We start from the raw sequence: 14,594 nt of genomic DNA on the forward strand, positions 1-14,594 counted from the left end.
GCTTCTTAATCAAGAAACTTCGTTTCCTGAAACTTTGCCTTTTTCAAAACAATCCAGATTATATATTGTGGTTTCAGCAATATTTGTCAATGCAGTTTCGGTTAAAAAGGCCTGATGACTGGTAATTAAAACATTATTAAAAGTCATTAAGCGTGCAATGACATCGTCTTGCAAAATGTCATCGGAATGGTCTTCAAAGAACAATCCTTCTTCTTCCTCATACACATCTATTCCGAAATACCCAATTTTTTTAGTTTTCAATCCTTCGATAACAGCTTTGGTATCGACCAATCCACCACGACTTGTATTGATAAGCATTACGCCTTGCTTCATTAATGAAATATGTTTTGCATCAATCAAGTGTTTCGTTGAAGACGTTAGTGGTACGTGTAAGCTTATGATATCGGACTGCTTACAAATAGTTTCACAATTGGTATAGATTACATTGTAAAACTTGATTAAATTTTCATCCTCAATGACATCCTGAACAAGTATTTTACAACCAAAACCGTGTAGTATTTTTACCAATACAGACCCAATTTTTCCTGTTCCAATCACGCCGACGGTTTTTCCATTGAGGTCGAAACCGGTAAGACCGTTCAATGAGAAATTCTGGTCACGAACCCTGTTGTGTGCTTTAATCAATTTTCGGTTTAATGCAAGTATGAGCGCCATTGTATGCTCTGCAATGGCATAAGGGGAATAGGCTGGAACACGTGCCACCTTCATATCCAGTTCAGCTGCTTTTGCTAAATCCACGTGATTGAATCCTGCTGAACGCAGAGCAATATATTTTATGCCAAAAGCATTGAATTTTTCAAGAATGTGTGCCGAGGCATCATCGCCCGTAAATAGACTTACTGCTTTAGAACCCGTTGCGAGAATAGCAGTTTCTTGAGTTAAACGACTCTCAAGCAGCTTTAATTGATGCTTGCCATCATTCGCTTTTACGAGATACGGCTCTTCAAACTTATGCGTGCTGAATACTGTTGTTTTCATTTCACTTTTTTTAATTTCCTAACTGTATTAAAATATATACTAACCCTACGATGACAACGGTTCCAAAAATTAGCATCACGAGTTTCCCGGTCTTTTTAGAACCTTTGAAATAGGTAATACCAAGTTTTACAATCATATTGCTTATGGTTGCTGTTATAATGACATTGGTGGCCAGCGTGAGTTTTTCTTCCAATGACCCAAATTTTGCCATACTAATAGTTATTGCATCCGTATCTGCCAATCCTGCAATTAGGGCTGAATAGTATAAACCGCTTTCGCCAAAAAATTGATTTCCATAAAAAACTGCAAACAGGATGACCACATAAATACCACCAAACCCAAGGGCGTTCCAAATATTGAGCGGATTACCCAGATTGATAGCTGTTTTTGTGACATCTGTATTCTTTTTGATGAATAAGAGTGCGCTTATCAAGCAGATAAGGGTAAGAATAGTAAATGGAATGACTAAATTTAAAAGTATGGCACTATTGAAAATATAGGCCAGAATCGCAAGTCTGGGAAACATAATTGCGGAAGCTATAATGATACCCGCAGCATATTCTTTTGAAAGTTCTGGCGATTCCTTACTTCGCGAAGCATATATCCAAGCTACTGCGGTACTTGAAATCAATCCGCCTAAAATAGCAGTGAGCAGAATACCACGTTTAGAACCTACATATTTTACAAGAAAGTAACCAATGAAATTCAGAAATGACACTATCACTATTATCGCTCCAATCTCAAAAGGGTTAAGTAATCCCTCTGGACCATAATCTTGATTTGGTAAGAAAGGCAAAATAAGAAGCGCAATAATTGAAAACTTAATAAAAGCAAAGAGCTCTTCAGAAGTAATATTCTTAATGAATGTATTAAAGGTCGTTTTCAATGATAACAGCGTAACCACGACTACTGCGGTCGCAACTGCTTCCTTATGCAAATGATTGGCAACCATAACACCCAAAATTAGCGTAGCGAACAAGGCCATATTGGTGGTAATACCAGTCATAATATGCTTTTGTACTATGGAAAGATGACTCAAAGACAGAAACAAAAGAAATGCTGCCGCAATGATAATGACCAACCAAGGTGTATAGGTTGTGGAAAGATTTCCCAATATAAAACCAATAATGGCAACAATTGGGAAGGTTCTTATACCTGCAAAGCCTTGTTCTTCCTTCAATTTATCATATTCACGTTCCAGCCCAAGAATAAGGCCAATGCCCAGACTGATGAGCAATCCAAGGATGAAAGGGTTGATATTTTTAAAGGCTTCTATCATTTCTTACTTTCCAAATAATTCTAAAAGTTCATACAATTCATTATCTACTTGATGTTGCTTGACCACCACTTCAAAAGGGGTTAGATGCAATTGATTATTTAAGACTCCTACCATTACATTTTTTTTACCTTGTAAAAGTGTTTTCACAGCCGCCACTCCAAGTCTAATGCCTAACATTCTATCTAAAGCTGACGGATTTCCACCTCGCTGGACGTGCCCAAGCTTCGTAATCCGTAAATCGACATTGGGATTGACTTCCTTTATTTTTGATGAAACAAGCTCGGCACCTAATTCATCGCCTTCTGAAACCACGACAAGGAAAGCATCTTCGCTATCGTAATTCTTAACCTTGTCCAATAGATAAATAAAGTCCTTTCCACTCTCGGGAATAAGGATGGAATCGGCACCTACCATTAACCCGGAATGAATAGCAATGTAGCCTGAATCCCTTCCCATTACTTCAACAATAAATACACGGTTGTGAGATTCGGCAGTATCTTTTATTTTATCAATATTTTCAATGGCAGTGTTTACAGCCGAATCAAAACCAAGGGTGTAATCAGTACCAAAAATATCGTTGTCTATAGTGCCAGGAATGCCTATAAACGGAATGTCGCATATTTCTGAAAAAGCTAATAGCCCTTTAAAAGTACCATCACCACCAATAGCAATTAAAGCATCTATGTTATTTGCTTTTAAAGTTTGCAATGCTTTTTTACGACCCTCTAATTCCAGAAATCGTTTGCTTCGTGCTGTTTTTAGAATAGTGCCACCTATTTGGGTTATTTTTTTTAGTTCGTGAGATTTTAATGGTATCAAATCACCATCTATCAACCCTTCATACCCTTTTCGAAAACCACTTATTTTTATGCCTTTTGCTTCAGCGGATTTGGCAATGGCGTATAGTGCAGCATTCATCCCAGGGCTATCGCCTCCAGATGTGAATACGCCTATATGTTTAATTTTATTCGTGCTCATTGGGTATGGTTTTTTTTAACTTTTTTTCAGAAATAGTAAAATCTTTAATAGTGTTCCAAACAAATTCTGCTTCTTTCAGAAAGAACTGATGGTCTCCTTCAGATGAAGTAATTATTTGTGCGTTTTTAAATTCCCTCGATAATTTTAAGGCATTTTCTAAAGGTGCAGTAATGTCTTTTTCTCCGTGAATAAAAAGCACATCTTTATCCTTAATTTTCTTTACAATTGCATATAAATCTGTTTTTAGGATGACCTTTGTAAGAGAATAATAATAACTCATCCAATGATGCTTTTTTGCATCTTCATAGACATCATCCGTGAGGTTAACAGGCTTGAATGCACGTGACATAAATATGGGATGAATCATACAAATGTATTTTGAGAATTTGCTTGTTGAAATCCTATCTACAAAGGAATGAGAAGACATAATTTCTTTAAACTCATCAGCGTTCTTGTAAACAGGTATGCTTATAAAAATTCCTGCCTTGAACCAAGTTGGTTGCTTTTCCAATATTGCTAATGAAATCATAGCTCCCATAGAATGTCCTGCAATAATGATATTTCCATCATTGAATCCTTCTTTGTTAAGAATCAATTCAAGGGCTTGCAATTGTATTGAAAGGGAATAATCACTTTGTGGTTTTGGCGAATCACCAAAACCTAGCAGGTCGACTAAAAGTAGCTTATGCGTAGTTGTAATACTTTCTAAATTGCGTTTCCAATAATGCAATGAGCCTGTTAAACCGTGTAACAAAACAAGTTTGTTTTCTCCAGAGCCTATTATTTCATAATTCAACAGTGTTTCTTTGGCATCATAAGCTGGTTGCTTACCAATCTTATAATGCTGATAGCTGGCAATAGCCACAACAGGAAGAATGAACACTATGGATATGAGTAGTAATGTCATTGTTTTGAAATTGATTTATTATTCGTTTTCTCACTAACCAAGATTGGGGTTTTACCATAGAATCTATTGAAGACCATACAGGCAGTTAAATCACCAGTTACATTTACAGCAGTCCTAAACATTCCCAAGAGTCTTTCTACACCAATGATAATGATGATGCCTTCAGCAGGTATGCCGACACTTCCCAAAACAGAAGCGAGTATAACCACACCACCTCCTGGAATGGCAGGTGTACCAATGGATGCAGCGACGATAGTTACAATGACCACTATAATATTGAGTAAACTCATTTCCAGTCCGTAAGCTTGGGCAATAAAAAGAGTTGTAATAGTTTGATATAGTGCAGTACCATCCATATTGACGGTCGCCCCTATAGGTATGATAAAATTGCTAATAGTCTTGTCCACTTTTAGTTCTTCTTCGGCGGTTTTTAGAGATAAGGGCATCACAGCGGCAGAACTTGTGGTTGAAAAAGCCAATAATTGAACATCCCTTATTTTTTTTAGGAAATGCAATGGGTTTTTCTTTCCGAGAAGTACGATGAGTCCCAAATAGAAAATTACCAATAAAAGAAGACCGAGAAGTACTACCCCAACATAGTACGTTAAACCTGATAAAGAACTTAAACCAACACTAGAGGTAAGCTGCGCCATTAGTCCGAAAACAGCAATAGGTACTAGAAGCATTGACCATTTTACTACTGTCATACAGACTTCCTGAATGGCACTTAAAAGAAGCTTTACTGGGCGCAGTAAGGCATTTTCAAGTGATAGCACAGCTACACCAATAATGATTGTGAAAATCACAATACTTAACATTTCACCACTAACCATAGATGCTAAAGGGTTCTCTGGAAGTAAGTTTGATATGGCATCTGGAATAGTTTCAAGGCCGAAGGAAAGCTCGGGATTTTCCGTTGGAACAGCAGTAATTTCATTATGTTCAGCTAGAGCTTGTTGATGTAAAAAGCGACCAGGTCTAAAAATTTGAGATAGTATTACACCCAAACTTACCGAAACTATGGTAGTGCCTAGAAAATATAATAAAACGCCACCACCTAATTTTTTTAGACTGTCCTTTTCATTACTTGCGATTCCTGTGATGATAGAAGCCACAATCAAAGGAATCATAATCATTTGAACCAGTTTTAGAAAAAGTACGCCAGGCAATGCCAGCCAATTCCCTGCGATGTCTGCTGTTTCTTTAGTAATCCACCCGTTTTGAGGACTTAACAGCAATCCAAAACCAACACCCAAAAATAAGGCAATGATAACCTTTAGCCATAGACGACTTTCTACCAATTTTGAGAGGTAGTGATTGAATGATTTAAGTGATTTTACTTCTGTGTCGAACATTCTTTTTTATTGTTATGCAATGCTAATTTTAGTATCCAAATAAACTTTCTGAACGGATTGTAATACTTCCACGCCTTCGCCGAAGGGCTTTTGAAACGCTTTTCTTCCCATTATCAATCCAGAGCCACCAGCTCTTTTATTGATAACGGCAGTTGTTATTGCCTCCACCAAATCAGACTTACCTTTAGAGCCACCACCGGAATTAATCAATCCGATTTTTCCCATAAAGCAATTAGCCACCTGCAACCTGCACAGGTCGATGGGATGTTCTGTTGTCAGCGTCTCATACATTTCATCATCATATTTTCCAAAACCGATTTCTTTGAAACCAAAGTTATTTGTAGGTAATTTTTGCTTAATGATATCTGCCTGAATGGTTACCCCAATATGATTTGCTTGCCCTGTTACATCGGCAGCAGCGTGATAATCTTCTTTTCCAGTTTTGAAAGCTTCGTTACGGGTATAGCACCATAAAATGGTAGCCATACCTAAATTGTGGGCTTCTTCAAAAGCTTCAGCTATTTCTTTAAGCTGTCTATTGCTTTCTTCGGAACCAAAATATATAGTAGCACCGACAGCAACTGCTCCCATATCCCACGCAGCTTTTACTTTACCAAATAAGGTTTGGTTATATTTATTAGGAAATGTGAGCAGTTCATTGTGATTAATCTTTACGATAAAAGGGATTTTATGGGCATATTTCCTAGCGTTCAATCCCAAAGCACCAAACGTGGAAGCCACCCCATTACAACCGGCCTCAATGGCGAGTTTTATAATATTCTCTGGGTCAAAATAATCAGGGTTTTTATAGAATGAAAAGGCCGCGCTATGCTCAATACCTTGGTCCACAGGAAGGATACTTAAATAGCCTGTGCCACCAAGATTTCCGTAGTTATACAATTGCGAAAGGCTTCGCAGTACCTGCGGATTTCTGTTGCTTTGGGTAAATACCTTATCTAGGCTCGTTCTACTTGGGGTTTGCAATTCATCCTTGGTTATTTTTTCACAAACGTGATTCAAATAGAAGTCTGCTTTTTCCCCTAACAGTTGTGTAATATTTATGTCTATTTTCATTGTATTAATGATTAATGAATTCCTAAACTTTCATTTGTTTTAGCGATAGATTTGGCACCATCTGTTTCAATTCCTGTAAGTGCTCTGATGGCATCAATCGTTTCTGGGATTACAATGGCTTGGTTATCGACCACGTAGGCATAAAAAAGCTCATCTCCCACTACCTTCAGCATATCTTCCCAAAGGGCTACTTCGTACATATCGCCCCAAGGTCTTCCCATATCCAAGAACATTTCTTTAATGGTGTTGTTTGAAACCAGGCCTTGGTCATATTGAATTAGTTTGATACGACTAGACGTTTTAAAAGCATTTAAGACTTCTTCTTTCGAGACTTGCTTTTTTAACTTCACGTTCCAATAGTGCATATGGCTTAATGTTTCTGGAACTTTTACTGCGGAAGTGATGACGTCCAAATCAGGATCTACGCTTTTAGCGTCAGGACCTTGATGGCTTGGAATATCTCTTTCTGGAAGCATTGTGTTCATAATTCCGCCCAAATGACTTTCCCAAGGGTCTGTAGCTCTTCTTAAAAGTGTACCTCTGGCATAATCCAATAAATCGGCTCTTTTTAAAGCGGTCAAGGTTCTTAAAATAGACGTAGTATTACAGGAAACTACTCTTGTCGCATTCAAGTTTAGAGCTGATTTGTAATTATTTTCTGCACTAAAGGAATGCCCTGTGGTTTCGTGTTTTTCGCCACCGTGTAGAATAAATTTTATATTCTGTTCTTTATAAATCGCTACATTTTGAGCAGCAATCTTTTTAGGCGTACAGTCCACTACAAGGTCTGATTTCTTTAAAAGTTCCTGCATATTGCCTTTAACAGAAATCCCTTCAGATTTCATATTATCAGCTGCATCTTGAGTTGCTGCGTATATGTTGTAATTCTTTCTTACGGCATTTTGAATTCGCCAGTCGCTAATGATATCACATACTCCCGAAAGCTTCATATCGTTTTGTAAGTTGATGGCATCTGCCACCCTTTTTCCAATGACTCCGTAACCTATAACTGCTACATTTTTCATATAAATTGTTTTTAATTAATTATGTTTTTTTGTTTTTGTCACTTGTATTCTTCATTCCCATTGGCATATTACCTTCATCGTCTGTGTGTGAAATCATAAAAAGGCGTTCTGCAACAAGTATTAGAACAATCCCAATCGCTGCTACGATAAGCACCAAAGGATCGTTCAGATATTTTATATAAAGAAAAGCTGCCAATACCGCAATGTCCAATACGATGGCTATTAATGGGATGATAGGCTGAAAAACCACTTTGTTTTTAAGGTGACGGAACAGCCCCCAATGGATAGCGATATCCATAATAAGGTAAAAAATAGCCCCAATGGATGCTATCCTTGTCAAATCGAAAAGCACGGTCAGTAAAATGGCGAGGGAAGACGTGAATACTAGTGCTGGATTTTTTAAGCTACCAAGTTTGGTTAAAGAAGGCACCTGTTTCATATTGCTGAGCATTGCCAACAAGCGTGAAGAGGAAAAGATACTGGCAATGACCCCAGAAACCGTGGCAATAATGGCAATGCCAATGGTAATCCAGGAACCCCATTCCCCAAAAACAGGTTTTGCGGCGGCTGCAAGGGCATAATCTTTAGCTTCGATTATTTCAGGAATGCTTAAACCTCCCGCAACAGCTAATGCCAAGGCTACATATATCAGTGTGCAGATAAGTATGGAAAACACGATAGACCTACCAAGATTTTTATGCGGGTTTTTAATATCGGCCCCTTGGTTCGTGATAGTGGTAAAGCCTTTATAAGCAAGGATAGATAACGCCAAAGCGGCCACAAATCCGAAGCCTTGTGGTAATGTCTCAGTATTTTTGGGAATATAGTTTCCCGTAATATCGGCAAAACCTGAAATTGCAAGGCCGGCAATAGCTAAAATTGCTATTCCCACTACCTTTATAATAGCGGTAAATGTCGCGGTGGCACCAATAACCTTATTGCCCAGGATGTTCACTATATAAGCAACAACAATTAGCCCAACACCCAGGGTAGAGGCATAACCTGCATAGGACTCGGGAAATAGTCTCAACGTATATGCTCCAAAAGTGCCCGCCACCAGACTTTCGGAAACTACCATTGATACGTACATCAGCAAAGAATAAAACCCTGTTGTTGTTCCAGGTCCATAGGATTTGTTAAGGAATTTAACCACACCTCCAGACGATGGAAAAGCATTTGAAAACTTGACATAGGAATATGAGCTAAAACCCACCACAACAGCACCTGCAATAAATGCAATGGGAAATAGATCACCCACCAACTCTGCTATTTGCCCCATAAGGACAAATATGCCAGCACCAATCATTACGCCTGTACCAAGAGATATGGAACCTAATAAGGAAAGCTTATTATTTTTATCTGTGGTGTTTTTCATTTCAAAATTATTTTTCCCTGTTTTTAATCGAAGATTTCGGTTTAAAGTTTCTAATAATCAGGCGGTTGCTCTTTTCATAAGTGAAATAACTTACCGCCCAATTAAAACCAACCATCAATCTATTTCTAAATCCACTTATGGACATCAAGTGAACAACGGACCACAGCAACCAGGCGAAATAGCCTGCAAATTTAAATTTGCCCAAATCGGCAACTGCCTTGCGTTTTCCTACAGTGGCTAAGGAACCTTTATCTTTATATTTGAAAGGTTTTATGGATTTGTTATTTATGATATTTAATATCGAATCGCCCAGGTATTTACCTTGTTGAATAGCGGTCTGTGCTACTTGTGGATGTCCTTTTGGGGTTTCTTTGGAAATGAGTGCTGCGATATCACCTATGGCAAAAATGTTTTCGTAGCCTTCTACTTTTAAATTAGCATCGGTTTTAATCCGGTTGCCCCTGACTATGTGTTTTTCATCAATACCATTTGGGAATTGTCCTTTTACGCCAGCCGTCCAGATAAGATTTTTAGCCAAAATGGTCTTACCACTTTTGGTAGTGACTTCGTTGCCGTCATAATTGCTTACAGCTTCATTTAATAATACCTTTACATTCAAATCCTCTAAATATTTGAGGGTTTTCGATGATGCCTTGTCTGACATTGTGCCTAACAACTCATCAATGGCTTCTATTAGATAAATATTCATAATGGAAGAAGGGTACTCTGGGTAATCTTTGGGAAGGATGTATTTGCAAAACTCTGCCAAAGCTCCTGCCATTTCTACGCCTGCTGGACCACCACCTACTATTACAAAATTTGTCAGCGCGTCGCGTTCTTTATCATCACAAGTAATAGCTGCCTGTTCCAAATTTTGCAACATCATATGACGGATGTTGAGGGAATCGCGAATATCCTTCATCCCCAAACTATTTTCGGCCACAGAATCCATCCCAAAGAAATTGGTGGTCGTGCCAGTAGCCAACACTAAATAGTCATAAGAAACACTTCCCTTATTGGTCAATATAGTATTTGAATCAGGTTGAATTTCCTCAACTTCAGCCAAACGAAAGAAAACATTTTTATAGCCATTGATTTGTTTTCTGAATGGAAATACAATACTGTCAGGCTCCAGGGCACTCGTTGCCACTTGATATAATAAAGGCTGAAACTGATGGAAGTTATTTTTATCGAGTAAAACCACTTGAACTTCTTTGTGTTTCAGTTTCTCAACCAATGCCAAACCTGCAAATCCTCCACCAACGATAACCACACGAGGTAATTTAGTATCTGGAAGACAGATTTCATCTGTTATCTTACAGGTGGATTCCAACGGAATGCTATGTGTTTGCTTTTCTTTCATTTTTTATTTCTATCTCTTGCAATGAGTACTGAACATTTGGCATTTGTGGTCAAATATTGGGATACAGAGCCCAATACTAAGCGTGAAAGTGCACCGTGACCCTGAGAGCCTACTACGATTAAATCTGCACCCCAATCTTCTGCTTTTTCATAAATAGTACTTTTGGGCAGGCCACTAACAACACTTGTGGTTATGGTAAGTGCCTTGTTTTCGGCCTTGATTTTATCGAAAGCTTCTGAAACGATTTTGTTTCCCAATTTTTGAGCGTTACTTCTAATTTCTTCTATGTAATTTCCTATCCTGCCGCCCATAGTATGCAATCCCAGGCCGGTTGTTTTCGGAACTTCATAAACATTTATAATATGAATTTCACTATTTGAGGATAAAGTCATTTTCTTAAGCTCGTTAATGGCTACTTTACTAAAATCTGAACCATCTATGGCCAATACAATTTTCATAATTTGAAGGTGTTATTAATTGAGATGTCCTATGCCTTATTCTTGTTTATAAATGTTTGGGCATCTTCTTTCGATATGAAGTAAAAAACACTTCCGCTGTTTTTATCCTGAACAATAATTGCCGAAGCTTTATCTACTTTTGAATCATTAAGAGGGTTTACGCCAAAACGGACATCACCCAGATTTTTCTGTAATTTTTCAACACAATTTTCACAACAACCGTAATAAGTAGTTCCGTTGGCTTCAATAGGTATTTGCGTTACGCCCATAAACCTGTCGTTTACCATACACACTTTGTCGTTTGGGACAATTTCATAGTTTTGGGCAGCAGAATTGTTTTCTTTTATCTTTTTAGAGACTTCGGTATTTAACTGTAGTGCACTTTCAGTAACTTCTTTGTTCTTGTCGGCACAAGATAGAAGCAACATTGAGAGCAATAAAAGCATTACAAGACCTATGGACAATCGATAAATCTTTTCCACTGGGTTTTTACGGACTATGACTTGCATCTTACTGTTTTTTTTATTTAAAGGGATTTGTTTCATTTTATATAGTTTTAAATTAATTACGTGCTTTATTTAAGTGTATAAGTTTTCGCCAATAGATGTGTTCGTACAATCCAGACCAGTACATTCCAAAGGTGAAGGCGAACAATAATTCTTCAAAGGGGATTCCCAGAACCAGAATATGGGTTAGGCTGTCAAGGTTCCAGTACAGCTCAACATATTGCGGATAAAATGGAAGGATACTTCCAAAGTATATGAAGTATAATACCGTAAACAAGATGCCCCCAACCCATATCTTTCTTTTTAAATCTGGGCGACAGTATAATGTTGCTAAACCACCTAGGAACATCGCTATAGTACCACAATAAATATGGTTTAATGATGTAAATAGTGCTAATATTAAAAACACGATTGCTGGTACAAATAAGATGTATATATGCAAGCGATGTCTTCTGTGATTTCGCTCTGTATGTGTTATTTCTTGAAAGGTTTGTTTAAAAATAAGATTATAAAGTACCACACCTATACCACCGATTGCAAAAGAAAAAATGAGACTTTCGATATCAAACCTTGTTTTTTCAGCCAAATCAAAAAGCGAAGGTGGCATCCAATATTCTGGCACAAACAATGGTTCTGTTAAGCCAAAAGGCAATGTAATCAGGCTCATCTTGAGCATTTCTTTTCTAGAATCTTTCTTGAAGAGATATATTACTGCCCAAAGCGCCAGGATAATTAATGACCATATAAACCAGACGTATTGCATAAAATGTTACAAGCTTTTATTTTTTTATTTTAAGTTGTGCGTTGTAAAATGCCGCAATACAGGCACCAACCAGCCAACCCAGTATGAAGGTCTGTATGATTCCTAAACCAGCTTCCCACAGTGGAACATCCATTCTGATTATACTTGTAGTGTCCAATCCGTGCAAAAGGCTGTTGAAAAAGTCGATTGTGGCTTCCCTACCTGCAGTTGACATCACTATCATACAGCCCAAATAGATTAATGCTCCGGTTAGACCAAAAGCAAACCCGAGTTTTTTTACGTTTAATCGGTACATAATTTTATAGTTTTGAATTAATTATCTGATTTTAGAATCTTTTTTGATTCTTCATATTCCTCCTTTGTAATGAAGCCTTCAGCAAATCTTTTCTTAAGAATGTCTAAAGGATCTTCTTTTTTTGTTTTTTGATATGGTATATCTGTTGGAATGAAAAATATCCAAGCCAATAAAATAATCCATATAATCCACCATATTAGGTGCATACCCCCAAAGTGTCCGTCGTATAAATGCATAATTTTTAGTTTTAAATTGTTATTGATTTATTTTTGAAATTGTATATCCGTTGAGTTCATCAAGTTGCTTTTGTATGTCTTCAACCGAGAGCGTTTCGTTCATAGTGATAATTGTAGCACCTTTTGGTGCCAAAAAAATCTCTGCTTTTTCGATATTAGGATGATTCTCCAAGGTTTTCTTGACCCTTGCAACGCATCCGCCACAACTGATTCCGCTTATTTGAAATTTTTGTTTCATAACATTTGCTATTAATGATGTTGATGTCCTTTTCTTTTCTCTGTTGAACCATCATCAGACTGCTTTTCATTATGTTCGTGATTATTATGGTTTCCATTGTTGTGTCTGTGTCCTCCGTGGCCGTGAGACCCGTGAGGCATAAACAGGTGAATGGCGAACATAAATAATATGAAGATGAAAAGGGAAGAGCCTCCTCCTATACCAAAAGAAGGTGCTAAAAAGATGAACAGAAGCGGTAAACCACAGCCTATAATCATCCATATCCAGTGATTGTTTTTCATAATCTTTAGTTTTATTACTTTTTTATTTTTTCTTTAAGTGAATACATCTTACTACTTGATTTTTCTTAAGTTCCATTTATTTTCATCGCTTTTTACTGCTATCAGATTATCAGAAATAAATTTAGATGTGATAACAGGTGGTTCTTTGCTTTTAGAGTATTTTGGGGAAATATGTAAAGCCAATTGGGTAAGGTGGTCTAGAGAATTTCCGTTCTCATCGATGACCACCTCAAAATAATGGTAGTTAACAACATCTTTTTTAAAAATATCATTAAAGCCTATGGTCTCTTTATGTACTATTAATGCCAAGGTCTTGTTACCTTGAAAGTTTAAGACATTTAGAAACTGTGGTTCGATACTTATGTTTCCTTTTTTGTCAATAAACCCATAAAGGAGTATATCATCTTTTTTCTGCGCTATAATACATTTTCCATTACTGAACAGAGGATAGTAGCCTTTGTCGGTTTTGGTCTTTACCAAGTCTTGTCTAAAATCAATGATTATAGAGCCGTTTTGGTCAATAAATGCCCAGTTATTTCCTTTTTTTACTGCTGAAAGACCATCGTGAAAAGGGGATACAAAGTCAATGTTTTCTATGGTTTGTCCAATTCCCAGTATTGGGATAATTAATAATGTGAGGAAGATTGTTTTCATTTTTTATACATTTTAGTTTGATGAAAATAGCGAATGACATAAGCCTTTATCTGCACAACTTTCGTTCATATCTACATAATTTCATCGTAATAATTTCGCTTCCAATTTTCTGTGTTTTTGTAATCTGTCATACTCATTCCAACCACATCCTTAAATTGTCTGGATAAGTGATTTACACTGCTGTAATCCAATAAGTACCCTATATCAGAGAAGGAATGCTGTTTTAGCTGTATGAGTTCCTTGACTTTTTCAATTTTTAATTTTATAAAGTACTTTTCAATGGTGGTCTTTTCCTTAGATGAGAACAGTTTGCTCAATGCCTTGTAATCTCGGTGAAGGGTTGATGATAAATGTTCTGAGGTCTTAACTTTTAGCGTTAGCGGTAGCTCATCAAGTTGTTCGATTAGAATAATTTTTATTCTTTCAACAAGCATATCTTCTTCACTTTTTACTATCTCAAAACCATTTGCGTGCAGCACTTGGGTAACCTCTTGGTTAATTTGTGCCTTGCTTAGGTCTGGTGCTTCTACTAAAAGCTTTCCTAGCTCTAGGGAAAGGACCGTTATTCCTAGTTCTTGTAGTTCTTGCTTAATTACTTTTAAGCAACGACTACACACCATATTTTTAACCCAAAATTCTTTTGGTTGTGTCATATCTAATAGGGTATTGTTATTGGGCTTTTGCTCAATAGCCAATCCTGTAATTGTATGTTTACAGGGTAATTTGCAAATAAAACTGTAGGGAATAGGGTACAACAGTTTACAGCCAAAGACTAAGCGCTGGCTATAACCAATTGTGCAGTAAAAGG

Annotated in this window: 18 protein-coding genes; all 18 read right to left on the bottom strand. The window is 37.2% G+C overall.

Features of this window, described 5'->3' with window-relative positions:
- Positions 1–9: 9 nt before the first annotated feature.
- On the bottom strand, positions 10–999 hold the full coding sequence (locus tag MED217_RS02435) for a 2-hydroxyacid dehydrogenase (protein ID WP_009778886.1): 990 nt from the start codon (positions 997–999) through the stop codon (positions 10–12).
- 10 nt (positions 1,000–1,009) lie between these two features.
- A complete protein-coding gene (locus MED217_RS02440; RefSeq protein ID WP_009778887.1) occupies positions 1,010–2,278 on the bottom strand; it encodes an MgtC/SapB family protein in 1,269 nt (422 codons plus the stop codon).
- 3 nt (positions 2,279–2,281) lie between these two features.
- On the bottom strand, positions 2,282–3,256 hold the full coding sequence (locus tag MED217_RS02445) for an ATP-dependent 6-phosphofructokinase (protein ID WP_009778888.1): 975 nt from the start codon (positions 3,254–3,256) through the stop codon (positions 2,282–2,284).
- The gene (locus MED217_RS02450; protein WP_040532535.1) at positions 3,243–4,163 is read right to left on the bottom strand and encodes an alpha/beta fold hydrolase; all 921 of its coding nucleotides are present in this window, start codon (positions 4,161–4,163) and stop codon (positions 3,243–3,245) included. Before MED217_RS02450 ends, MED217_RS02445 begins: the two co-directional genes overlap by 14 nt.
- Entirely contained in the window at positions 4,160–5,518 is a 1,359-nt protein-coding gene (locus MED217_RS02455) for a dicarboxylate/amino acid:cation symporter (protein WP_009778890.1), read from the bottom strand. The genes MED217_RS02450 and MED217_RS02455 overlap by 4 nt, the downstream gene beginning before the upstream one ends.
- 12 nt (positions 5,519–5,530) lie before the next feature.
- On the bottom strand, positions 5,531–6,592 hold the full coding sequence (locus tag MED217_RS02460) for a class I fructose-bisphosphate aldolase (RefSeq protein WP_009778891.1): 1,062 nt from the start codon (positions 6,590–6,592) through the stop codon (positions 5,531–5,533).
- 11 nt (positions 6,593–6,603) lie between these two features.
- Positions 6,604–7,617, bottom strand: a complete 1,014-nt coding sequence (locus tag MED217_RS02465; RefSeq protein ID WP_009778892.1) for a type II glyceraldehyde-3-phosphate dehydrogenase — start codon at positions 7,615–7,617, stop codon at positions 6,604–6,606.
- 19 nt (positions 7,618–7,636) lie between these two features.
- Positions 7,637–8,992, bottom strand: coding sequence for an APC family permease (locus tag MED217_RS02470; RefSeq protein WP_009778893.1), 1,356 nt, complete (start codon positions 8,990–8,992; stop codon positions 7,637–7,639).
- 7 nt (positions 8,993–8,999) lie between these two features.
- Positions 9,000–10,355, bottom strand: coding sequence for an NAD(P)/FAD-dependent oxidoreductase (locus MED217_RS02475; RefSeq protein ID WP_009778894.1), 1,356 nt, complete (start codon positions 10,353–10,355; stop codon positions 9,000–9,002).
- Positions 10,352–10,813 (bottom strand): universal stress protein, encoded by a 462-nt coding sequence (locus MED217_RS02480; RefSeq protein ID WP_009778895.1) that lies wholly within the window; start codon positions 10,811–10,813, stop codon positions 10,352–10,354. Before MED217_RS02480 ends, MED217_RS02475 begins: the two co-directional genes overlap by 4 nt.
- A 29-nt stretch (positions 10,814–10,842) precedes the next feature.
- A complete protein-coding gene (locus MED217_RS18420; RefSeq protein ID WP_009778896.1) occupies positions 10,843–11,358 on the bottom strand; it encodes a hypothetical protein in 516 nt (171 codons plus the stop codon).
- Positions 11,359–11,374: 16 nt separating this feature from the next.
- The gene (locus tag MED217_RS02490) at positions 11,375–12,082 is read right to left on the bottom strand and encodes a lycopene cyclase domain-containing protein (RefSeq protein ID WP_009778897.1); all 708 of its coding nucleotides are present in this window, start codon (positions 12,080–12,082) and stop codon (positions 11,375–11,377) included.
- A 16-nt stretch (positions 12,083–12,098) separates the two neighbouring features.
- Entirely contained in the window at positions 12,099–12,377 is a 279-nt protein-coding gene (locus MED217_RS02495; protein ID WP_009778898.1) for a DUF5676 family membrane protein, read from the bottom strand.
- A 17-nt stretch (positions 12,378–12,394) separates the two neighbouring features.
- Positions 12,395–12,613, bottom strand: coding sequence for an SHOCT domain-containing protein (locus tag MED217_RS02500; RefSeq protein WP_009778899.1), 219 nt, complete (start codon positions 12,611–12,613; stop codon positions 12,395–12,397).
- A gap of 19 nt (positions 12,614–12,632) precedes the next feature.
- Positions 12,633–12,851 (bottom strand): heavy-metal-associated domain-containing protein, encoded by a 219-nt coding sequence (locus tag MED217_RS02505; RefSeq protein ID WP_009778900.1) that lies wholly within the window; start codon positions 12,849–12,851, stop codon positions 12,633–12,635.
- An 11-nt stretch (positions 12,852–12,862) separates the two neighbouring features.
- The gene (locus MED217_RS02510) at positions 12,863–13,132 is read right to left on the bottom strand and encodes a hypothetical protein (RefSeq protein WP_009778901.1); all 270 of its coding nucleotides are present in this window, start codon (positions 13,130–13,132) and stop codon (positions 12,863–12,865) included.
- Positions 13,133–13,183: 51 nt separating this feature from the next.
- The gene (locus MED217_RS02515; RefSeq protein ID WP_009778902.1) at positions 13,184–13,786 is read right to left on the bottom strand and encodes a WG repeat-containing protein; all 603 of its coding nucleotides are present in this window, start codon (positions 13,784–13,786) and stop codon (positions 13,184–13,186) included.
- A 71-nt stretch (positions 13,787–13,857) separates the two neighbouring features.
- Positions 13,858–14,439, bottom strand: coding sequence for a helix-turn-helix domain-containing protein (locus MED217_RS02520; RefSeq protein ID WP_009778903.1), 582 nt, complete (start codon positions 14,437–14,439; stop codon positions 13,858–13,860).
- Positions 14,440–14,594: the final 155 nt, after the last annotated feature.

This window comes from Leeuwenhoekiella blandensis MED217, assembly GCF_000152985.1.
GTDB classification, from domain to species: domain Bacteria; phylum Bacteroidota; class Bacteroidia; order Flavobacteriales; family Flavobacteriaceae; genus Leeuwenhoekiella; species Leeuwenhoekiella blandensis.